At 61.4% G+C, this 21465-nt stretch carries 17 protein-coding genes; 6 read left to right on the top strand and 11 right to left on the bottom strand.

Going from position 1 to position 21465, the window contains the following annotated elements; translation table 11 throughout:
• Nucleotides 1–71 precede the first annotated feature (71 nt).
• Nucleotides 72–728: a recombination mediator RecR gene (gene recR, locus L8V22_RS09970; protein ID WP_005323161.1), complete on the top strand. Its 657-nt coding sequence runs from the start codon at nt 72–74 to the stop codon at nt 726–728.
• 39 nt (nt 729–767) lie between these two features.
• On the opposite strand, the gene L8V22_RS09965 is transcribed toward recR, so the two are convergent.
• From L8V22_RS09965 to leuA, 7 genes are all read right to left on the bottom strand, one after another.
• Nucleotides 768–1841, bottom strand: coding sequence for an HNH endonuclease signature motif containing protein (locus L8V22_RS09965; protein WP_238800656.1), 1074 nt, complete (start codon nt 1839–1841; stop codon nt 768–770).
• A 108-nt stretch (nt 1842–1949) separates the two neighbouring features.
• A complete protein-coding gene (locus tag L8V22_RS09960; protein ID WP_238800654.1) occupies nt 1950–2723 on the bottom strand; it encodes a type 1 glutamine amidotransferase in 774 nt (257 codons plus the stop codon).
• A complete protein-coding gene (locus L8V22_RS09955; RefSeq protein WP_238800652.1) occupies nt 2716–3993 on the bottom strand; it encodes a Mur ligase family protein in 1278 nt (425 codons plus the stop codon). The genes L8V22_RS09960 and L8V22_RS09955 overlap by 8 nt, the downstream gene beginning before the upstream one ends.
• A 27-nt stretch (nt 3994–4020) precedes the next feature.
• Nucleotides 4021–5427, bottom strand: coding sequence for a DNA polymerase III subunit epsilon (locus L8V22_RS09950; RefSeq protein WP_238800650.1), 1407 nt, complete (start codon nt 5425–5427; stop codon nt 4021–4023).
• A 51-nt stretch (nt 5428–5478) separates the two neighbouring features.
• On the bottom strand, nt 5479–7455 hold the full coding sequence (locus tag L8V22_RS09945; RefSeq protein ID WP_238800648.1) for a hypothetical protein: 1977 nt from the start codon (nt 7453–7455) through the stop codon (nt 5479–5481).
• Nucleotides 7456–7564: 109 nt separating this feature from the next.
• Nucleotides 7565–8341, bottom strand: a complete 777-nt coding sequence (locus L8V22_RS09940) for a hypothetical protein (RefSeq protein ID WP_238800647.1) — start codon at nt 8339–8341, stop codon at nt 7565–7567.
• A gap of 54 nt (nt 8342–8395) precedes the next feature.
• Entirely contained in the window at nt 8396–10213 is a 1818-nt protein-coding gene (gene leuA / locus L8V22_RS09935) for a 2-isopropylmalate synthase (RefSeq protein ID WP_269966491.1), read from the bottom strand.
• Nucleotides 10214–10431: 218 nt separating this feature from the next.
• Here leuA and L8V22_RS09930 point away from each other — a divergent pair, with 218 nt between their 5' ends.
• Nucleotides 10432–11559 (top strand): mannosyltransferase family protein, encoded by a 1128-nt coding sequence (locus L8V22_RS09930; protein WP_238800644.1) that lies wholly within the window; start codon nt 10432–10434, stop codon nt 11557–11559.
• Here the strand turns inward: L8V22_RS09930 and L8V22_RS09925 are convergent.
• Entirely contained in the window at nt 11556–12398 is an 843-nt protein-coding gene (locus tag L8V22_RS09925) for a DMT family transporter (RefSeq protein ID WP_238800642.1), read from the bottom strand. The two genes, L8V22_RS09930 and L8V22_RS09925, sit on opposite strands and share 4 nt — an antisense overlap.
• Before the next feature lie 262 nt (nt 12399–12660).
• Here L8V22_RS09925 and L8V22_RS09920 point away from each other — a divergent pair, with 262 nt between their 5' ends.
• Both L8V22_RS09920 and L8V22_RS09915 read left to right on the top strand, forming a co-directional pair.
• Complete coding sequence (locus L8V22_RS09920) at nt 12661–13926, top strand: aspartate kinase (RefSeq protein ID WP_238800641.1); 1266 nt, start codon at nt 12661–12663, stop codon at nt 13924–13926.
• Between the two features lie 33 nt (nt 13927–13959).
• The gene (locus tag L8V22_RS09915; RefSeq protein WP_238800640.1) at nt 13960–14991 is read left to right on the top strand and encodes an aspartate-semialdehyde dehydrogenase; all 1032 of its coding nucleotides are present in this window, start codon (nt 13960–13962) and stop codon (nt 14989–14991) included.
• Nucleotides 14992–15099: 108 nt separating this feature from the next.
• On the opposite strand, the gene L8V22_RS09910 is transcribed toward L8V22_RS09915, so the two are convergent.
• Together L8V22_RS09910 and L8V22_RS09905 are read right to left on the bottom strand one after the other, a co-directional pair.
• A complete protein-coding gene (locus L8V22_RS09910; protein ID WP_238800639.1) occupies nt 15100–16506 on the bottom strand; it encodes a YkvI family membrane protein in 1407 nt (468 codons plus the stop codon).
• Nucleotides 16507–16790: 284 nt separating this feature from the next.
• Nucleotides 16791–17333: an RNA polymerase sigma factor gene (locus L8V22_RS09905; protein WP_269966490.1), complete on the bottom strand. Its 543-nt coding sequence runs from the start codon at nt 17331–17333 to the stop codon at nt 16791–16793.
• Between the two features lie 105 nt (nt 17334–17438).
• On the opposite strand from L8V22_RS09905, the gene L8V22_RS09900 reads away from it, so the two are divergent.
• Nucleotides 17439–18989 carry a catalase gene (locus L8V22_RS09900; protein WP_238800637.1) on the top strand — a complete coding sequence of 517 codons (1551 nt, stop codon included), beginning with the start codon at nt 17439–17441 and terminating at the stop codon, nt 18987–18989.
• A gap of 90 nt (nt 18990–19079) precedes the next feature.
• Here the strand turns inward: L8V22_RS09900 and L8V22_RS09895 are convergent, their stop codons facing one another.
• Nucleotides 19080–19667, bottom strand: coding sequence for a hypothetical protein (locus L8V22_RS09895; RefSeq protein WP_238800636.1), 588 nt, complete (start codon nt 19665–19667; stop codon nt 19080–19082).
• Between the two features lie 85 nt (nt 19668–19752).
• Here L8V22_RS09895 and L8V22_RS09890 point away from each other — a divergent pair, with 85 nt between their 5' ends.
• The gene (locus tag L8V22_RS09890) at nt 19753–21201 is read left to right on the top strand and encodes a hypothetical protein (protein ID WP_269966489.1); all 1449 of its coding nucleotides are present in this window, start codon (nt 19753–19755) and stop codon (nt 21199–21201) included.
• Nucleotides 21202–21465: the final 264 nt, after the last annotated feature.

The following is a 21465-nucleotide window of genomic DNA, read 5'->3' as shown; positions in this document are numbered from 1 at the left end:
CCGCGCGATACGATATAAGGCCGTTGCCCCGCGTTGGGGCCGCGGCCTTTTGCTGATTTTGGGAGTAATTGATGTTTGAAGGACCTCTGCAAGACCTCATCGACGAGTTTTCGCGCCTGCCGGGAATCGGCCCGAAGTCGGCGCAGCGCATCGCGTTTCACGTTTTGCACATGGAGCCCGAAGACATTGAGCGGCTGCAGAACGCGCTGGGCGCGGTGCGCGATGGCGTGACTTTCTGCCGGATCTGCTGCAATATTTCCCGTGAGGATGTCTGTCGCATCTGCATTAACTCGCAGCGCGACGCCTCTACCATCTGCGTGGTGGAGGAGCCGAAGGATATCCAGGTCATCGAGCGCACCGGCGAATATGAGGGCCGCTATCACGTTTTGGGTGGGGCGTTGGACCCGCTGGCGAATGTGGGCCCGCGCGATCTAAATATCTCCACGCTGTTGCAGCGCTTGGGCGGCGTGTTGCCGGACCGCGAGTTGGCAGATTCCACCCCCGAAGCCCCGCTTTACGACGCCACCCCCACCATCCACGAAGTAATCCTCGCCACCGACCCCAATACGGAGGGCGAGGCGACCGCCGCATACCTTGTGCGGCTTTTACGCGACTTCCCTGATTTGAAGATCACCAGATTGGCCTCCGGCATGCCGCTCGGAGGCGATCTGGAGTTCGTAGACGAGCTCACCTTGTCTCGTGCGCTCTCTGGCCGCCTAACCATTTAGCACCCTGAGCGCCTCGGCTAGTAGCGGGCGAGCGCAAAACTACGGCACCGCGGCCGTGGGCCCGGTTCGCGCGCGGCCGGTGAACACCGGCGGCCCAGGAGCCCGTGCTTTGGTGCCCGTCGCAAAATTTCTATTTTTGTCATTGCTATCCTTGTCAGCATGGTGTCTAACAGGCGGTAGCCAGGCGATTCGGCCACGAATGCGCGCCATCCGGCCGCGACCCGGAAGTCCATTGATGGAGTTGTGATAAGGGCACAGCAGCGCCATATTTTCGGGGTGGGTCAGGCCACCGCGGGAGTATTCCAGGAGGTGGTGGGCTTGGCATTCGGAGGCGGGGCGTCGGCAAGCGGGCCAGGCGCACCGGGCGCCTTCGGCCTCGAGCATGCGGCGCTGCTTTGGGGAGGCCTGCCGGGTGCGGTAGAGGTTGACCGGGCCGCGCTCGGGGTGGATGAGCGTAAAAAGGCCGGCACCAGCTAGCGTGCGGCGGACCAACTCGGCACCGCTGATAGTGGCACCGTTGGTCATAGCGAGGCGGATGTCATCGCCGTCGCCGGTCAGGATTTTCAGGTAATCCGGCAGTTCGATGATGACATTGGTGGTCACGGTAGCGGGCGCGGCGGCGCGGGAACCGGTGAGCCAGGCCAGCGGGTCGGATTTGGCGGCGGCCCAGATATCGGCCATTTCTGCGGCGGGGCCGGTGAAACTCAGGGTGGTTTTCTCGCCGTGCATAATCCGGCGGCCGCCGTCTTCGCGCTCGGGCGGTGGGTTGAGTTCGCGCAGTAGCCGGGTAGCCGCGCGCGAAATCTGCGCGGTGGTGCCTGCAGTAGCGCAGAGCTTCTCGCGGAATTGCCAGCGTTTGGTGGGCTCGCTAATGCCGCGCGAGCGGCGGGCGATAAGCGCGAGGGTCTCTAGGCTGTGTTGATTGCGGCGTGCGGCGGCCAGTGCGCGGGATTGGTAGCGCGAGTGGCTGGTGGGCGAGAGGAAGGCCGCGGCGGTGCGGCGCACCATGCGCGCTTGGTCCGCGGGCAGAGGTAGGCTGGAGGCGGCGTGGGCCTCTTCGAGAAGGTCCACGCCGCGCTTAGCGATGTCGCCCAGCTGCTCCAATAACGTCATGCCCCGCAGCCTAAGTGCGGGAGCAGGTAGCTACAAGGGGCGGCGGCCGGGCCTGTGGATAACTCGGGGGGTTAGGGCTGTCCGGTGAAGTTATCCACAGGTTTGGACCTATCTCTGGGAGCGCGGGGGCTCGGAGGCGTTGAAACGTTCGACGCGCAGACGGTCGACGGCCGGAATATCGAGTGGTTCGAGGTCCGCGAAGGCCACGCCCATCGCCTGGGCGAGGAGGAGATCGGCCAACTGCGGGTTACGGGCCAGCGCCGGTCCGTGCATATAGGTGGCGATGACGCTTCCTTGGACTGCGCCTTCGAAGGTGCGCTGGGTGGAGCCGTCGCTGAGGTCAGCGGTGGCGGCCTGGTCGGCATTGCCATTGCCGCGGGTGAGCGTACCGAGAGGCTGCGCGGAGGGGCCAAGGATGGTGGCACCCAGGTGGTTTTCAAAGCCCGTGAGCGGCTCGGTGAGGTCCGCGGTAACACCGGCGCGGGTGGGCTCGGAGGCAACCTCGCCGATGGCGCGGTCCTGCATGCCGGCCGTGGTGGCATCGAGTAGCCCGACGCCGTCGATGATGCGACCGGAGGCGCGGAAGGACTCGCCCAAGACCTGCAAGCCAGCACAAATGGCGAAGATGGGGCGGCCGGCGTTAGCGGCGCGGCTGAGGCCGCCGTCAGCGATGAGGTGGTCCGCGGCTAGGATTTGCGCGGTATCTTCGCCGCCGCCGAGGGTGTAGATATCCAGTGTCTCAGGCACGGGTTCGCCCAAGCGGATCGGGTGAATCTCCGCTTCGAAGCCGCGCATGCGGGCGCGCTGCCGCAGGACGAGGGCGTTGCCGTCGTCGCCGTAGGTACCGAGGACGTCGGGAAGCACTAGGCCGATATTAAGCATTGGTGGCCTCCTTGGAAAGCGCCTTCTTCAAATCGCGGAAGGCGGTGTAGTTGGCGAGGACCTCGATGCGACCCTCCGGGCAGGCGGCGAGCGCATCTAGCGGATCCGGGATGAGCTCGTGGGAGATATCGGCATAGACTAGGCGCACTGCCAGGTCGGTGCCGCGCTCGCCGGCGGCCTTGACGCTTAGGCCATTGAAGCCTTCGAATTTCACGTCCCACAGCCAGGACATGTCGATGCCATCGGCTACCTGGCCGTTGGTGGCGATGACTAGGCCATCGGCGCTGCGATCCACCATGGACAGCGCTTCTTGCCAGCCGGCCGGGTTCTTGGCCAGCAGGAGTCGAATCTCGCGGCCGCGCCAGTGGATGGTGGAGTAGCGGCCGGCGACATCATCGATGCTCTCGGCGGCTGCAATGGCTTTGTCGAGGTCCACGCCAAAGCCTGCGACGGCGGCAGCGATGGCTTGGGCAGCGTTGCCCCGGTTGGCACGGCCAGGCAGTGCCAGGTTCAGTGGACGCTTGGCAGTGGGGGTGATGATGCCATGCTTATCGACGCCCCAGGTAGGCTGTGGCCGGCGGAATTCGCGGCCATCGGCAAGCGGCTTGACGGCGTACCAGTCATCTTCGGTGCGCACGACGTGCCCGCCGGTGCGCGGGCAGGTAACGGAGTCGCCGAGCCAGCCGGCACCGGCCGAGACCCAAATGACATTCTTGGCGTCATAAGCCACGGAGGTCATGAGCACGTCGTCACAGTTGGCAATGACGAGCATGTCTGGGTGGGCCTCGACAGCGCCACGCAGAGCGCGTTCGATCTTGTTGATCTCGCCCACGCGGTCGAGCTGGTCGCGGGTGAGGTTGAGCAGAACCAGCGCCTGCGGGTTCAGATTATCGGCTACGTGGGGCACGTGGAGCTCGTCTACCTCGAGTACGAGGTGGGAGGCGTCCTTACCGGCCATGAGTGCGGAGATGATGCCGGCATCCATGTTGTCACCGCCGTCGTTGGTGGCTACGGTGTGCTCGGCGCGGACTGCGGCGGCCAGCATGCGGGTGGTGGTGGACTTGCCGTTGGTGCCGGTAACCAGTACGGCCGGGCGCCCACCGCCCAGGTTGGTCATGATGGAAGGATCAATGGCATTGGCGATTAGACCACCGATCATTCCGCCGGCGCCACGGCCGGTGGCGCGGGAAGCGGTGGTAGCCAGCTTCGCGGCGGTAGTGGCGGTGGTGGTGCGCAACTTCCTCAGCGCACCCGGGACTCTAAAACTCATGTCCCCTAGGGTAGTCGTGCGGGCGGCTTAGTCGTTCTTTTTCCCCGCCGAGCCGCCAGAATTTCGTCGTCCTCTGCCGCGGCCACCACGGCCGCCGCGGCGTCGGCGACGCTTGTGGTTCTTGCCGCCGCCTTTTCTGTTGTTCTGGGGCGAGGGTTGGGACCGCGGCGCCGGCTTGGAGGATTCGGGTTCGGACTCGGCGTCTTCGATGCGCGTGAGGGCATCAAGAAATGCGGCATCCGACATCAGCGGGATGCCTTTGCGGTGGGCATGCATGGGTTTTCCCACCAGGTCAGTGGTCACATTGCACACGACCAGCGAGGATTCGCGGGTGAGTTTCTCGGAATAATTGAGCTCTTCGCGCATTAGTGCGGCGATGATGGTGTCCGGATCCTCGAGGATTTCCGGGGCGACTACGATTTCCATGCCGCGGCGCAGCTCCTTGCCGGGCTCGTATTTGCCGGGGTTGTGGTGCTGGACGGGGGCCTCGGCGGCGTCGACGCGCACGTGGGAGCGCTGTAGGCCGAAGCGGTCGGCGCGCACGTCCTCCGGCGCATAGCTGCGCACCGTGCCGCCTTGCTGCTTGCGGTAGAGCGCGATGAGTAGTTCGGTTTCCGCGCGCGAGGTCTCGGGTTCGGGCCGGCCGGCGCGCTCCACCGAGGCCTTGGGCGAAGCGTCCAAGCCGCTCTGCTTGGCGACGCCCCCCAAGCGCACATCATTCGACCGCACCTGCTGCGCATAGGAGGTGGCCAAGGTATCGATGATGCGAACGGGGGTGGGGACATGTCCGACCTTCTGGCGGCGCCGGCGGTTTTTATTGCGGCCGCGGTTGCGCGCGCGATTTTGGCGGGCGGCGGCCATCATGGCGCGGCGGGCCTCAGCGACAAGAAAACCCCAGGTGTAGGGGAGATCGTGGACGATGAGCGTGCGGCCGTCGAGAAGCTTATCCAGCGATTTAAGGATCTTGCCAAAAGCTGGCGCCTGTTCAATATCGGTGATGCTCAGCCCGTGTAGGTGGCGCGGACCGGCATCGATATCGGGCTTGAGGACGGCGTGGAATTGCTGGCCTTGATCGCCGGCGTCGTTGAAAGCAATGGCGTCGATAGTAACGATGCGTCCGGTGCTGGGGTGAATGCCGGTGGTCTGGATGGTCAGGGCCACATAGGGAAAGTCCGCTGCCGCGTGGGGCGAGTCGGACTGCTGTGGCTGTTGCTGGGCCCGTGGGTGCGGTTTCGGCTTCGGTGTCGGCTTGGGCTTCGGGACGTCTGGCTCTCCGGAAGGACGGACCGCGCGGCGCTGCTTAGAATGGCGCTGTTCCGTGCCTGGTTTGGGTGCTGAAAACCTGGCCGCATGGCGCGAAGCTACCGTCGCGGGTGACGGCGCTGGGGCCGACGCCGACGGGTGCTGCGGAGAGGGGCCAGGTTTGTTGTTCATTAAACTCAGTCTAGTATCCCGCATTTCGTGCAGGGGGACAGGGCGCGCCGCTTAATCTTCCACAACGATGACAATGACGTCCGGCGGGGTTGTCTGTTCCTCAGGCTCTTCAGGGCGCCCCGGCGTCTCTGGCTGCTGCGGTTCTGCCGGCTCCTCCGGCTCTGCCGGCTTTTCTGGTTCGAGTGATCGTTCCGGGCCATCCGGCGCGCTGCGGTCTGTCGTGGGCAGTGCCGGTTCGGCCTCCGGTTCTGGTTCCGGGGTAGGCGCGAGTTCTGAGCCAGGGATCGTCGTCGTTGGGGCAGTAGTTTCCGGCTCTGGCTCTGGCGTTGGCTCGAGTTCGGAACCCGGGATAGTGGTGCTTGGCACGGTGGCATCCGGCGTCGGCTCAGCCTGGGGCTCCGAGGTTAGCAACGAAGACGTCGTTGTAGGCGCAGTCGGCTCCGAAGGCGTTGGTTCCGAGGACTCTGGTTCGGGCAGTGCCGTCTGCTTATCCGTCGAGGTGGCGGCGGTGGTTTCAGGTGCTGTCGTCTCAGACGTCGTCTTTTCCGAGCCAGGCGTACTGGAAGTAGGTAGGTCGGACGGTTCGGCAGGTTCCTTCGCCGCTAGCTGCGGCGCCGGCTCAGAGCTGGAGGATGGCGCCGAGGCCGGGGTCGATTCGACGTTATTAGACGCAGCGGCAGCAGCGGCAGTGGCTGCGGCGGAGGCGGCACGGGAAATTGCCTGGGAATCAATGCCCTGGTGCTCGCCACGGTGTTCGCCGCGGTGCTTGCCGTGGTGGCCTGCGGCAGGGGCCTTGGCACGGTCGGCATGAGGTGCGTGCATCGGCTGCGACGGCTTAGACGGCTGCGGCGCGGAGGCGTCGGCAAGCGGGCGCTGGGCCGAGGACGTCGCGCGGGATGGCGCGGCGGTACCGCTGGTGGGGTCGGCATCGTGGAGGCGGGGCGTAGCGGGGTGCGCGGGGCGCTTGGGGCCAGTGCCATCGAAATGGGAAGAATCGAGACCGGAGTGGTTGTCTTCCGGGGCGGGCGCGGTGGAATGGGTGTGGGTGTCGGAAAGAGCTTCATCCTCGCTTAGCAGGTTGGTAGCCACGGTGGCGCCGCCACCCACAAGCACGGCGACGCCGGCTGCAGCCAACAGGTTCGAGGTCACAGCGCCGGAAGCTCCGGCAGCACCGGCGGCGGAGGTGACGCTAAAGCCACTCGGTGCGGAGACACCAGCGAGGCCACGGGGCGCAGCGGATGCTGCCTGTGCGCGGGCTGCGGTAGCAGCGGATATGACGGCGGTGCCACCGGCGACCACTCCCAAAACCAAGCCGGTGTGGTGCCGATTGGCGGCGTTGTGCGCATAAATGGTGAGTGCGGGGCGGTCATCGGCGTTGTAGCGGAAGTAGCCGTGAGCAATGGCGAGGCGGCCGGTCTTGGTGCAGTCGAGCACGGCGGGGGCAATCTCGCGGGCGGCTTCCCTGGGAAGGGAGCCTAAATAGGTGCTATTTATATAGACATCAACGGTATTGCGGCGCAGGAAACCGCGGGTGCGCAAAGTAACGAGGTAGTGCTCGTCGGTTTGCGGAAAGGCAGTGACGTCCTTGGAAAACTCCGTCATCGTGGCCGCAGCCTCGCCCGGCAGCATGGCCCAGCGCTGTGCCGGTGGGTTATTAGCGGGGATGCACAGGTGCGGTGCCGGCAGGAGCAGGTTGAGCGTGGGCCATTCTTCGCCGGAGGCATCCGTCATGCTCACATGAGCGGTGGCGCGTGGGCGTAGGCCGGCGCTAAGAACCCAGTCAAAGAGTGCGTAGGCCTGGGAATCGGCGGCGCTGAGGTGGCCGACGAGGGTGTCGCCAATCCGGACCGCGAAGCCTTTCTGGGCGGTGCGGGGGCCGAGCTCCGCGGAAAGGTAGCCGTCTTCCGCGGCGGTGGACTCAAGCAATTCGCTGAAAACTTCTGGCGGAACATCCCCGATGGGCAGATTATGGATCGCGCCGAAGCCGTGGTCAGGGACCACGTAGGTGGCGGAATCCAGCGAAGTCATGAGAGCCTTTCGATACGAGGGAATGGTAACACCGTATTTTAGGCCCTGCCTTGGGCTTTTCCAATTTCCCCGACCGGTGAACAAGGGTTGATATCCTGCCCAAAAGTTTCTACAGAAGAAAAATGAGTACGGCGATAAGTGCTGCAATCACCAATAGGGCAATGAGGGCAGGTGCCCATCGCCCGGGGGGCGCGGGTGCATCGTTGCTCACGGCGCGAAAGCTTGTGGTTTCGAAGGTTTCTGTGGAGGAGGGGGAGGTAGGGGTGGCGTCGGCAAGCGAGGCTTCCTCCGAATCTGGCAGCGGCTCCCCCGCGTAGATGCTGAGTACGCGGCCGGTGCTGCGCGGCGCATGGTAGGCGTGGGCCAGGGTTGTGCCCTGCTTGGCGACGTCCACCCCTTCCAGCCGCCCCACCCACCGTGGGCCTAAATAGGCATCGGCGCCGGAACCGGTGGTGCTGGGCGAGAGCGTAACCAAAAGGTGCATGCGGGCCTGGGCGGGAATATCCAGATCCGCGGGCAGATCGGTGATGTCTATGGGCGGGGCATAGCCCAGCATTGTCCACGGACCAGCTGGCGGGTTATTGGCGGGAAGGCACAGGCCCGGCCGAGGCAGGAGTAGTGCCAGGGAGTCATCGGGCTGTGGTGCGGCGGTGGCTGCAGGGGTGAGCCCGGCGCGAAAGAGCAGATCTAATTCGGGATACTCGGCGCGGTCGGCGCTGGTGATGTGCCCGAGGACGGAGTCAGCGCGCACCTCCAAGCCGCCGTCCGGGCGGGGTGACAGGGTGACGGTGAACTCTCGGTTTTCCTTCGTCTGCGCACCATAGATGGGCAGGGCCTGCACGGCGCCCAAACCGCGGTGTGGAATGAGGTAGGTAGAAGAAGGCATACCCACCCTTCTACCACGCCGGGGAGCCGGGCCGGCGGGCAGGCTCGGGCAGGCTTAGGCCAAGGCGCGGTTGACGGCGGAATTAATCGCGTTGATGGATGCCCGCGTGGTGGACCCAGCGATGCCGGCACCCCAGACCTTGTTCTGGTTGACGTCGGCGGCGATATAGCAGGCGGCCTCGGCGTCGTCACCGGCGGAGCGGGATTGCTGGGAGTATTCCATGACCTCGAAGTCGATACCCAGGGATTCCAGTGCGTTGGCATACGCAGCAATGGGGCCGTTACCGGTGCCCGAGACGGTGGATTTTTCCCCATGGAAAGACACGGTGGCGGTCACGGATGCGTCTCCGTCTTCTGTGGGGGCATTGTCCATATGGAAAGACTCCAGGGCCAGCGGAGTCTCGCGGTCCAAAAACTCGGTGGCGAAGATATCCCACATATTTTTGGAATTGACCTCGCCGCCTTCGGAGTCGGTGATTTCCTGGACCACGGTGGAAAATTCCGCTTGCATGGCGCGAGGCATATTGATGCCGTGATCGGTCTTCATGATGTAGGCAACGCCACCCTTGCCGGACTGGGAGTTGACGCGGATGACCGCCTGGTAATCGCGGCCCACGTCCTTCGGATCGATGGGCAGGTAGGGAACCTCCCAGATGGCCTCGCGCAGTTCTTCCCAAGAGACCTCGGTATTATTCGCGCCCGGGCGAATGGTGGCCGCCAGCGCATCCAGTCCCTTGTTGATGGCGTCCTGGTGGGAACCCGAAAAGGCAGTAAAGACCAATTCGCCGCCATAGGGATGGCGCTCCGGCACGCGCAGCTGGTTGCAATATTCGACGGTCTCGCGGATCTGTGGCAGATCAGAAAAGTCGATCTGTGGGTCCACTCCTTGGGTAAGCATGTTCAGACCCAGGGTGATGAGATCGACGTTGCCGGTGCGCTCGCCGTTGCCAAAGAGACAGCCCTCGATACGATCCGCGCCGGCCATAAAGCCCAGCTCGGCGGCGGCGATTCCCTCGCCGCGGTCATTGTGTGGGTGCAGCGAGAGCAAGATATCCTCGCGGCGGGACAAGTTGCGGTGCATCCACTCGATGGAGTCGGCGTAGATATTGGGCGAGATCATTTCCACGGTGGACGGCAGGTTGATGATCATCGGGTTATCCGGCGAGGGGTCCATGATCTCTACTACCTCATCGCAGACCTCGCGGGCGAAATCCAGCTCGGTGCCGGTGAAGGACTCGGGGGAGTATTCCCAGCGCCACGCGGTATCCGGATAGTCGGCCGCGATGGACTTGATGAGTGCGGCGGCATCGGTAGCCAGCTTTTTAATGGCAGGCTTATCCTTGCGGAAGACCACGCGACGCTGCAGTTTCGAAGTGGAATTATAAAAGTGCACGATGACCTTCTTGGCGCCTTCGCAGGCCTCAAAAGTGCGGCGGATGAGGTGCTCGCGGGCTTGGACTAGCACCTGGATGGTGACATCATCGGGAATCTTATTGCCCTCGATGATTTCGCGGACGAAGTTGAAATCGGTTTGAGAAGCGGACGGGAAGCCAACCTCGATTTCCTTGTAACCCATCTTGACCAGCAGGTCAAACATGCGGTGCTTGCGCTCTGGGCTCATGGGATCAATCAGCGCTTGGTTGCCATCGCGCAGATCCACCGCGCACCACTGGGGGGCGTGGGTGATTTTCTTGCTGGGCCAGGTGCGGTCCGGCAGGTCGATGTCTTCTACCTCCACGGCGAAGGGCTGGTAGCGCTCGTAGGGCATGGCGGATCCGCGTTGCTTATTCCATGCGGGCTGGCCTTCGCGGCGTGGGCCGGTGGGGGTGGTGATATCGCGCGGGGCGCTGATGAAAGAGTCAGTGGGGGACATGGTGGTGCGGTTTCCTTGTCTGTGGTGTCTGTGGGAGACGGCCAGCTGGGCTTGGGAGCCGGACTCCGCGACGGGCCGCTGGCCAGTGCTTAGGCCGAAATCCCGCCGCGGCAGATAAGGAGTAGGTCAATCCGCTGTGTCATACCGGTCACACTACAGGCTCTCTCACTGTGTGGCAAGAAATTTCATTCAATGAGAAATGGTGGCGGTGGGGTACTATGCCTGTCGTGTCGAAATCCCGCCATGCTGCACTTAACTCACCATCCCTGCTGCGCTCCTTGTGGGCTCCTGCCGCACTCGTCGCGCTCATCGGCGCTGCACTGCGCGTAGGCGTGCTCGCGGCCGTGGCCGCTGCGCAGGACGATAAGCTCTGGGGGCTGCTCAATAAGTGGGACGCCAAGCACTATGTAGAAATCGCCCGCGGTGGGTACTTCGGCGCGGATATCTCTACGGACGGGCCGGTCCATGAGACGACCATGGCCTTTTTTCCGGGGTTTCCTTTCCTGGTGCGTGGGGTAAGCAGCATCCTAGGGACCGGCGAGGCCGGTACGGCCATTGCACTCAATGTGCTCTTTAGCATCGCGCTGGCTGCCGGTGTGATGGCCTTGGCTGCGCACATGGGCATGGGTAAGTGGGCCCAAGTGCTCAGCGCAGTGGTAGTGACCAGCGCGCCGATGTCCATAGTATTTTCCATGCCGTATACCGAGGCGCTTTTTGGAGCGCTTGCCATCTGGGTAGTGGTGGCGCTGGTGGGCGAGCGTTGGTGGGCCGCTGCAGCGTATATTTTTGTGGCCGGGCTGGTGCGCCTTACCGCGGTAGACCTCGTTGCGGTCTTTGCTCTTATGGTGCTGTTGCGGGCGCGAAAGGACTGGCGGGTCTGGGCCGCGGTGGCGTTTTCTGTTGTTCCGCTGGTGGGGTACTTGTGGTGGTCAAGCAGTCACCTGACAGAGGTCGGTGGCTACTTTGGTATCCAAAAGGAGCATTGGAATTCCGGCTTCGATGGCGGCAAAGCGACGGTTATCTGGCTATGGGAGACGCTTACCGGGGCCACCAACGGTGGCTACCTGCTCAGCGCTGGAGTAATGATTGCCGCTCCCATATGCTTGGTGCTAGCGTGGCGCCGCCTGCCGCTAGCGGCCTGGTTATTCTCTGCGGTGCTGATGGCGAATGTGCTGCTTTCTGATGGCATCATGCACTCGCGGCCTCGGCTGCTCCTGCCGGCGGTGATTGTGTTGTTGCCGTGGGTGAAAAAGGGGGCGTCGGCAAGCGTGGCGGTTATTGCCTGGGCCCTGTTCGGTGCGTGGTTTTCCGCCTATATGCTCGGCGTATTCGAGTGGGCCATTTAGGTGCGCTGGCTTATGGGGCTGCGGGAGAGCACGATGGTGGAAAGTATCATGACGGTAAGGGCGATGAGCATGATGGTCCAACCGACGGCCGTGTCGATGAGGAATTTCTCTCCCAGCACCATATAGCCCAAACCAAAGGCCACAATGGGCTCAAAGATGGTCATGGCCGGCAAGGAGTGGGCCAGGGGGCCGGCGTTGAAGGAATATTGCTGCACCACCGTGCCGGTGAGCGCGAGGCCGATGAGGCCATAGAACTGCCAGCTTGCCAGCAACGTGGTGAGGCCTTCGTGGGTGAAAATATCCACCACGGCCTTCGAAAGCAGAGCGACGAAGCCGTAGATAACGCCGCAGGCCGTGCCCAAGGCTAAAGGCCGCTGCTCCGGTAGCTTCGTGGCTGCTGCGCCCAAGATTGCGAGGGTGACCAACCCCACGAGGAGTGCTGGCCACCAATCACTCCACTCTGGGCGAGGGTTGCCGGCAACCGGCCGACCGTAAACGACCATGATGCCCACCGCGATGGTCAGCGCAATAGACCAGAAAACTTCGTGAAAGGGCATTTTGCGGCCGGAATACCAGGCCGAAAGCGGCAGGGTAAACATCAAGGACAGCACCAAGATGGGCTGGACTACCAGCAAGGTGCCAAAGCCGAGCGCAATAACCTGCAGGCCGTAGGCACCAATGGCGGCAGCGGTGCCTACCCACCATAAGGGGTTGGACATGGCGGCGCGCATGACCGAATCATCGGCGTCGAGGGCAATGCGGTGGCGGATGACCGTCCCCCAAGCAACCGTCAGCGCGGATGCGAGCGCGAAAAAGATGGCGAGAAGGTTGCTTAACACCCGCTCAACGGTAGTAAAGATTCCTGTTATATGCATATTCTCCGCTGCATGGCGTGTGTTTCTATCCGTGGGGGTGGCTAGCGTATGGTCCGCTTCATGCTAGAGGCGTGTGAATAAAAAGCAGGCATTGTCTAGGAATTATGATGAGGACTAGGCCCCTGCGGGGTAGCATGGGTATTTGACTAATGATCGACAGGTATTTCAGGGCGCGCACATGCGGGCGCCGGGGATGCCTTAAAAGACGAAAGGCGGCATCTTTACCGTGGCCCTGATCGTGCAAAAATATGGCGGCTCATCCCTCGAATCCGCAGACCGCATCCGCGCCGTTGCGGAGCGCATCGTGGCCACCAAAAAGCAGGGCAACGACGTAGTTGTGGTGTGCTCCGCCATGGGCGATACCACTGATGAGCTGCTCGACCTCGCCGCCCAGGTCAACCCCGTGCCGCCACGGCGAGAAATGGACATGCTGCTTACAGCGGGCGAGCGCATCTCCAATGCGTTGGTGGCTATGGCCGTGGAATCCTTAGGCGCCCAGGCCCAGTCCTTTACCGGTTCCCAGGCCGGCGTGCTCACTACCGAGCGCCACGGTAATGCCCGCATCGTGGACGTTACTCCAGGGCGCCTGACCGAGGCTTTGGACGAAGGCAAGATTTGTATTGTGGCCGGTTTCCAAGGCGTTAATAAGGAATCGCGCGATGTCACTACCTTGGGTCGCGGTGGCTCCGATACCACCGCGGTAGCCCTTGCTGCGGCGCTGAATGCGGATGTGTGTGAGATTTATTCTGACGTCGACGGCGTCTACACCGCAGATCCGCGCATCGTCCCAGACGCACAGAAGCTAGACAAGCTCTCTTTCGAGGAGATGTTGGAGATGGCCGCGGTAGGTTCCAAGATTTTGGTCCTGCGCAGCGTGGAGTACGCCCGCGCATTCAATGTACCCTTGCGAGTTCGCTCGTCTTATTCAAATGACCCCGGCACCCTAGTTACCGGATCGATGGAGGATATCCCCGTGGAAGAAGCAGTACTAACTGGTGTAGCTACCGATAAGTCCGAAGCAAAGGTCACCGTCCTAGGCATCCCAGACCGCCCGGGGGAGGCTGCGAAGGTCTTTCGCGTCATTGCCGATGCAGAGATCAATATCGACATGGTCTTGCAAAATGTCTCCTCCCTGGAGGACGGCACCACCGATATCACTTTCACCTGCCCGCGTGCGGACGGCCCGCGAGCCATGGAGCTTTTGAGCAAATTGAAGTCTGAGGGTGGCTGGGCCAATGTGCTTTACGACGACCAGGTGGGCAAGGTTTCCCTCGTCGGCGCTGGCATGAAATCCCACCCGGGCGTGACCGCTGAGTTCACCGAGGCCCTGCGCGACGTGGATGTCAATATGGAGCTTATTTCCACCTCCGAAATCCGCATCTCCGTGCTCACGCGCGAGGCTGACCTGGATAAGGCCGCCCGTGCGCTGCACGAGAAATTCCAGCTCGGTGGCGAAGATGAGGCCACGGTTTATGCTGGAACCGGACGTTAAACACCCAAAAGCAACTACAGAGGATTTATTGTCATGACCACTGTTGCAGTCGTAGGCGCTACAGGCCAGGTTGGCCGCGTTATGCGCTCCATCTTGGAAGAACGCAATTTCCCGGCGGATAAGGTGCGTTTTTTCGCCTCTTCCCGCTCCGCTGGAACCGAGCTGGAATTCCGCGGCGAGCAGATTACCGTAGAGGACCTTGCCGAGGTCACTGAGCAATCAGTTGCCGATGTTGATATCGCCTTATTCTCCGCCGGTGGTTCCACCTCCAAGCAATGGGCCCCAGTATTCGCCGCGGCTGGTGCGACCGTGGTGGATAACTCCTCGGCATACCGCAAGGACCCAGAGGTTCCCCTCATCGTGTCCGAGGTTAATCCGCAGGAAGCCAAAAACACCCCCAAGGGAATCATTGCGAATCCAAACTGCACCACCATGGCTGCCATGCCGGTGCTCAAGGTCCTCCATGAGGCCGCGGGCCTCAATAAGCTGCATGTCTCCTCTTACCAGGCGGTCTCCGGCTCCGGCCTGGCCGGCGTGCAGGCGCTGGCAGCGCAGGTCTATTCCATCGGCGAGCACAGTGTGGACCTGGTCCACGATGGCTCCGCACTCAATGACGAGGACTTTGGCCCATACGTCGCTCCCATCGCCTATAACGCCCTGCCGCTGGCAGGCAATCTCGTTGATGACGGTTCCTTAGAGACCGATGAGGAGCAAAAGCTGCGCAACGAGTCCCGCAAGATCCTAGATATTCCGGAGCTGAAGGTTGCAGGTACCTGCGTGCGTATTCCGGTATTCACTGGCCATACCCTGACCATCCACGCCGAATTCGATAAGGCAATCACCCCGGAGCAGGCCACCGAGCTTTTGAGCGGCGCCCCAGGCGTTAAGCTTGCCGACGTCCCCACTCCGCTCGCCGCCACCGGCATCGACGAATCCTTGGTGGGCCGCATCCGCCAAGACCAGACGGTGGACGATAACAAGGGCCTTGTCCTCGTTGTCGCCGGCGATAACCTGCGCAAGGGTGCCGCGCTTAACACCATCCAGATTGCAGAGCTGCTCGTCTAAGCAGGCGCCGCGTCGCCGCAGGTTGCACTAAAAGCTCGGCGCCCTCCTTCCTCGTTACGGGATAAGGAGGGCGCCGAGCTTTTGGGTTGTGTGCCTTAGGCGAGGAGGCTAGTCCTCAGAGACCGGCTTCGCGGTGCCAGTAGCCTTGCCGCTATCAGCGGCAGAACCCTTCTTGCCAAAGTCAAGGTCGCTATCGGAGGACGGAACCTCCGGCTTCGTGTGCTGCACGTAGGTCACGGATGGCTCCGGATCTTCACGGTCGTAATCAAGATCGTCATCGTTTTCGAGCTCTTCGTGGATCTCTTCTGCGATATTGGTGACGAACTCGGTGGTTTCCATATTGGATGCCGCAGCCAGCTTGCGCAGCTCGCGCTCATTCTTCTTGGTAAAGCGCTTGCGCGGATCCAGGCGGCGGGAAACCAGCTCGTGTGCGCGCATGCGGCGGTCGGACTCATCGGCCAGCTTGCTGCCGTTCTTGATGCGGTTGAAGACCATCACCGCGATCATCAGCAGGCCCAAGTAACCCAAGATCGGGTAGACATTGCTGACCAGCGTCTGGAAGCCCACGAAGGACAGGACGAAGCCGACGATGCAGCAAACAGCGTAGACAGGGTAGAAGCGCTTAGGGTTATTGCGGGTCAAGCGCTTGCCCAGCGCGTAGAACATGCCGATAGCGGTATTAAAGACCATGCCGTAAATAACAAAGGTCATGAGCACACCCAGTACCGGGTGGATGCCCGTGATTAATGCCAGCACCGGCAGATCTTGACCGTTGACGTCCTTAGCTTCGAAGAACAGGGCGAAGACCAGCAGGGCCAATAGGATGAGGTAGAGCAGGCCACCGATGAGGCCACCAATGCCCACTGCACGGTTATCCAGGAAGTTACCGCCAATGACGATGGACATGGATACTGCAGTCATCACGTTTAGGCCGGTGTAGTTCAGCGCGGATAGCCACCAGTTGGGCAGCGAGGTATCTACATTATTAACCGCCCAGTCATTCATGGCGGAGAAGTCTACGTCCGCGTTCACAATGGTATAGCCGGTGGCAAGCACCACGAAGATGATGATGAACGGGGTGATGGTACCAATGACCGCGGTCACGCGGTCAACATCCATCAGGCCGACGAGCAGCACCAGAATCAGCATCGCGGTGGCGCCTACCCATACAGGTATGGACGGGAACTGCTGATTGATATTAGAACCACCGCCGGCGAACATGACGAAGCCGATGGCGAACAGGGTCACCAGGGTGGACCAGTCCAAAATCTTGGCGGTAAACGGCGATGCGACCTTGTCGTAGACAGCGGTATGTTCCTCGGCCTGGAAATACGAGCCGAGCTGCAGGATGGACACGCCGGTGATCATCATCAAGCCAGCGGCTAGGGCGATGCCCCACAAGCCCCACTTGCCAAAGGCCACGAAGAACTGCATAGCTTCTTGGCCAGAAGCGAAACCCGCGCCCACGACGACGCCGATAAACGCCATGGAAATTCCGATTGCGCGTTTTAACATGAAAGGGAGAAACTCTCTTACTCACACGCGCCGGGCCCGGCATTGGGATCGCGCGGGCCCGGATCGACGGTCGATTTATCACGTGTGTACAGATCTAATAAACCACACATTGGACAAATACTTCGGGCAAGAATCGCCCTAATTGTGGCCTCCTTCACCCAGCGTCTGGTGCTCAATCTGCAGCTAAATGCCAAAAACTGGGGCTCTTGGGGTGCAAGGTAACCAGAACGTAACAATTTGCAGGTGAAATTATCTCGCCGCCTCAAGGGGCCGGTATGGGGGTATTAACCTGTCCCTGCGATCAGATCCTTGCGGGCGCGCGCGACGCGGGAGCGGATAGTACCTACCCGCACGCCAGCAATCTTGGCCGCCTCCTCGTACGTGTAGCCCAGCACCTGGGTGAGGATGAGAGCTTCGCGGCGGTCTTCCGGCAGGGCGTCGATAAGAGCGCGGGCGTCTATCCACTCGCTCCACGCTGCGGAATTTTCCGGCGATGCTCCCATTGCATCTTCATATTCAGTGACAGATTTGCGTGGCCGGGCCATATCGTGGCGAATATTATCCACCCATACGCGCCGCGCCAGGGAGAGTAGCCACGTGCGTGCAGAGGACCGCGCAGCAAAGCGCGGCAGGGCGCTGATGACGCGCAGGTAGGTTTCTTGGGTGAGGTCGTCGGCGATTTCGGGCCCACCCAAATGCGCTAGCAAACGCCACACATCATCCTGGGTGGCCTTGATAAACTCCGTCAGCGCCGCACGGTCGCCGCGGCCGGCCCGAAGGGCAAGGTCGGTGACGCGGGCGTCATCTGCTGCGGAGTGGTGAGTCACCTGAATGAATTTACCAGTAGCCCCTACACTCCTTTTAGACCCCTGACAACCGGTGATTCTTTTGCCACACTGGTAGTACATATCTACTGATTGCCAGGAGGCAAAATGACTGATTTCACTGCTGATGACATTTTGGATCGAGGCCAGCGCCCCGCCGGCAAGGGCAATACCACCCGCCAGTCTGGCCAGCCAGTTCCTTCCGAGAACACCTCGGTGACTGCCGGTCAGCAGGGCCCGGTGGTGCTCAATGACATTCACCTCATTGAAAAGCTTGCCCACTTCAACCGCGAGCGCGTGCCAGAGCGCACCCCGCACGCTAAGGGGCACGGCGCCTTCGGTGAGCTGCACATTACGGAAGATGTTTCTGCTTATACCAAGGCCAAGGTCTTCCAGAAGGGCACGGTCACCCCGATGATGGGGCGTTTCTCCACCGTCGCTGGTGAGCAGGGATCCCCGGATACCTGGCGCGATGTACACGGCTTTGCGCTGCGTTTTTATACCGAGGAAGGCAACTTGGACATCGTGGGCAATAACACCCCAGTCTTCTTCATTCGCGATGGTCAGAAGTTCCCTGACTTCATCCACTCCCAGAAGCGTCTGGGCACCAATGGTTTGCGCGATGCGGATATGCAGTGGGATTTTTGGACCCGTAATCCAGAATCTGCCCACCAAGTCACCTACCTGATGGGTGACCGTGGCACGCCGAAGTCGACTCGCCACCAGAACGGTTACGGCTCTCACACCTTCCAGTGGGTCAATGAAGAGGGTGAGGCCTTCTGGGTGAAGTACCACTTTAAGACCCGCCAGGGCGTGGAGAACTTCACCGATGAAGAGGCCACCACCACCGCCGGTCAGAACCCGGATTGCCACCGCGAGGATCTTTATACCGCCATTGAGGAGGGCAATTACCCGGTCTGGGACGTCAAGGTACAGATCATGCCGCTGGATGAGGCGGAAAACTACCGGTTCAATCCTTTCGACCTAACCAAGGTCTGGTCTAAGAAGGACTACCCGCTGCATGATGTGGGCTATTTCGTGCTTAACCGCAACCCACGTAACTTCTTTGCGCAGATTGAGCAGGTGGCGCTCGATCCGTCTAATATCGTGCCCGGCGTTGGCCTGTCCCCAGATAAGATGCTGCAGGCTCGTGTCTTCGCCTACGCTGACCAGCAGCGCTACCGCATTGGCCCCAACTACCAGCAGTTGCCGGTCAACCAGCCGCAGAATGTGGATGAGGTTAATACTTATCAGCACGAGGGCAGCATGCAATTCCACTTCAATGCCCCTGCGGATCCGGTTTACTCACCGAATCGCTATGAAAAGGGCACGGGCGTGCTTGACGATGCCGCTGTGAACGACCGCTCCCAGCTCGAGACCACCACTGCGGCCGAGCTCTACATTAATCCGGAGTCCTACGGCAGCGATCTGGTGCGTGCACCGTACGTTCGTCATTCCGAGGACGATGACTTTGTCCAGGCGCGCGACCTGTACGAAAACGTCTACGATGATGCCGCCAAGGAGCGCCTGGTTACCAATATCACCAATGCTATGGCAGGTGTATCTGAGGAAACCGAGGAGCGAGTTTACGACTACTGGACTAAGGTGCACCCAGCCCTTGGCCAGCGCGTGCGTGAGGTCTACGCCGAAAAGAAGTAAACCTTTTGCGGCAGTTCCTCCGCACTAAAACGCCGCCCCCGTCTCGCGCAGCTATAAAGCGCGGTACGGGGGCGAAGTCATGCTGTGCAGCTAGTCGCAGCGGCGCATATTTTCGGTAAGGAAAGCGGGAGCTCCCTCGGCGGCCCACTTGTCTACGTCGTAGCACGGGGCGGCTAGTCCGGAGGTGGCTTCGCCGATGGGCTCAATGGCGACCCACTGACCATTGTCGTAGCGCGCCCAAGCCGTCCAGTCCGTGCTGTCCTTGCCAAAGTGCGCCCATTGACCATCGCAGTCACTGACCCGGATATTTGCCATGCTTGGGGTCGCGGGCTGTAGCGCTTCTGGGGAACAATCGCCACGACCGGTATCGGCAGGCATGGCGGCTTGGTCTTCGCTTCCCCCGTTGTCGGATTCCGTGGGGGCTGTGGAGGGAGCTGCTTCTACGGAAGTGGGTTCAGCCGCGGCGGAGGTATCTTCAGCTTCCGACGTGGTGGCCTCACTCGTGGTTTCTTCGGACGAGGTTTCCTCGGCAGAAGAGCTGAGAGCGGTGGCGTCGGAGAATTCTGGTTCTGCGGACGTATCGGCGTCGTTGGAGCAGGCAACAAGGCCAAAGCACAGCGGTACGAGGGCCGCAGTGGCAAGGTGGCGGGAAGGGGTTAGGGAATAGATGTGGGACATGCCATATATCTTAGGGTAATTGGCTATGTGGCGTGCTCGGCGCGCCTGCAGCAGGGGAGTGACCTGCAAGGATAGGTTCATTACCATGACCTCACGCCTTGCTTCCCCGAACGCTACGTCTCCCTCTAGGTGGCGCAGCGTCCTCTTAATCTTGTTGCTTGCCCTGCCGTTGATTATCGGCGCTGCGGTGGCGGGCCTTGCGCAGTGGGAACCCGCCCATGCCTGGTCTAACGCCGCGCAGCCGTTTGGCGCGCCGCGAGAAAACTCTGCCACTCCAGAGGTAAAGGAAGCCGCCGAGGCAGCCAGCCGCGCCCAGGCACAGGCAAGCATGCTTAAATCGGGCGCCAAGCAGCTTGACGACGGCACGGGGGAGCTAAACAAAGGAGCCGATGAGTTGGGAGGGGGCGTCGACAAGCTGGCGACGGGCTCTCAAGAACTGTTAGCCGGCCTCAATCAGCTGCAGTCTGGAACCAATACGCTCGGTGGCGGAGCAATGGAGCTGGCCAATGGCGTAGGCGGCGCCGTGGACCAGGTGGTCGGCCTCGGTGCTGTTCAGGGGCAGATTTTGCAGGCCATCGATGGCACGATGCACGATCTGGAAGGCAATAAGTCCAAAGAAGCCAAGGACATTCGCGCGCAGCTAGGTGATCTTCGTGCGCAGGTAAATAATTTCCGCCTGGATAATTCGGTAACTGACCAGCTCAAAAAGCTCAAGGATGGCTCGCGCGATCTGTCCAATCAGCTGGCGGTTAGCGGCTATGCCTATCACGATGGTGTGAATCAGGCAGTGTCTGGTGCACAAGAGCTCAATGAGGGCATTGCGGAGCTCAATAAGCGCGTTGGGGAGGCGCAAGAAGGCGTAGACAAGCTTGACGACGGCGCTGGCAGGCTCTCCTCCATGGCAGCTCAAAATCAGACCAACGTGGGCGATATTCAGCGTGCCCTGCCGCCGGCGCATACCGCTTCCAACGGCTCGGCACATCTGCTGAGCCCCATCGTGGCGATGTTGGTCTCCGCCTTGGTGCTGCTCGCAGGTGCCGTGGCGGGCGTGGCCTGGCAGGTGGGATTCCGCCCTTGGCTGACGGTTGTGGGCGGTACGCTGGCCGCTGTAGCTATCGGGGAAATCCTCCTCTTTGTGTTTGCCACCGGGTTTACTCCCGTGGCGGCAGCGTGGGCTGGGGCGGCATTGCTTCTGGGTGCGCTGTCTATGGCGGCCATCACGCGTGGCCTGCTAGGCCTGTGCGGGATTACTGCCGGCAGCATTCTTGCGGCACTCTTTGGTATCGGTCAGACTGCGCTGGTGGGATGGCTATGGAAATCCGCGGCGATTGCCGGCGTTTCTAAGGTCTGGCAGGTTATTTCTAATCTTTTGCCCTTGAATTGGACTACCGCGGCAGTAACGGCGGCGGGAAACGAAGGCGAACAGGCCGTCCTGTGGACCGGGATTGCGGTTTTGCTCGCCGTCACTCTCATTGGGTTAAGTGCAAAATGGTGGGCCTTGTCCACAGCAAAAACTAAAAATTCGTTTAATTAGGTCTGAAAAAGCAGACCTAAGAATAAAAAACATTGGTGGAAACTGGGAATTTTAGCGTCCGCTACCGTTTGTATTGTGCGAATGCTACAGTTGTCTTTGCTCACAAAGCCTACTTAGGGGGTAGGCGAACGGTTTCTCCAATCCGTTGTGAGTGATAGGGAATAGGGACGACGCGGCGCTGTAGGGGCACCGCGTCGTTTCCCATATGTGGGGTGTTTAGCTGCATTTTCTGTGCAAGAATCCGTGCACTACGGCTGCCGTTTT

The sequence above is a fragment of the Corynebacterium yonathiae genome, assembly GCF_027570195.1.
Classification (GTDB): domain Bacteria; phylum Actinomycetota; class Actinomycetes; order Mycobacteriales; family Mycobacteriaceae; genus Corynebacterium; species Corynebacterium yonathiae.
The sequence above is the reverse complement of the archived record's forward strand: the minus strand, read 5'-3'. Positions and strand labels throughout refer to the sequence as shown.

Coding starts and splice junctions, on each gene's coding strand:
- leuA (WP_269966491.1), bottom strand. CDS start 10,213: ATGTCCCCCACTGACTCTTTCATCAGCGCCCCGCGCGATATCACCACC.
- L8V22_RS09895 (WP_238800636.1), bottom strand. CDS start 19,667: ATGTCCCACATCTATTCCCTAACCCCTTCCCGCCACCTTGCCACTGCG.
- L8V22_RS09945 (WP_238800648.1), bottom strand. CDS start 7,455: ATGACTTCGCTGGATTCCGCCACCTACGTGGTCCCTGACCACGGCTTC.
- recR (WP_005323161.1), top strand. CDS start 72: ATGTTTGAAGGACCTCTGCAAGACCTCATCGACGAGTTTTCGCGCCTG.
- L8V22_RS09940 (WP_238800647.1), bottom strand. CDS start 8,341: ATGCCTTCTTCTACCTACCTCATTCCACACCGCGGTTTGGGCGCCGTG.
- L8V22_RS09915 (WP_238800640.1), top strand. CDS start 13,960: ATGACCACTGTTGCAGTCGTAGGCGCTACAGGCCAGGTTGGCCGCGTT.
- L8V22_RS09950 (WP_238800650.1), bottom strand. CDS start 5,427: ATGAACAACAAACCTGGCCCCTCTCCGCAGCACCCGTCGGCGTCGGCC.
- L8V22_RS09955 (WP_238800652.1), bottom strand. CDS start 3,993: ATGAGTTTTAGAGTCCCGGGTGCGCTGAGGAAGTTGCGCACCACCACC.
- L8V22_RS09900 (WP_238800637.1), top strand. CDS start 17,439: ATGACTGATTTCACTGCTGATGACATTTTGGATCGAGGCCAGCGCCCC.
- L8V22_RS09965 (WP_238800656.1), bottom strand. CDS start 1,841: ATGACGTTATTGGAGCAGCTGGGCGACATCGCTAAGCGCGGCGTGGAC.
- L8V22_RS09890 (WP_269966489.1), top strand. CDS start 19,753: ATGACCTCACGCCTTGCTTCCCCGAACGCTACGTCTCCCTCTAGGTGG.
- L8V22_RS09930 (WP_238800644.1), top strand. CDS start 10,432: ATGCCTGTCGTGTCGAAATCCCGCCATGCTGCACTTAACTCACCATCC.
- L8V22_RS09910 (WP_238800639.1), bottom strand. CDS start 16,506: ATGTTAAAACGCGCAATCGGAATTTCCATGGCGTTTATCGGCGTCGTC.
- L8V22_RS09960 (WP_238800654.1), bottom strand. CDS start 2,723: ATGCTTAATATCGGCCTAGTGCTTCCCGACGTCCTCGGTACCTACGGC.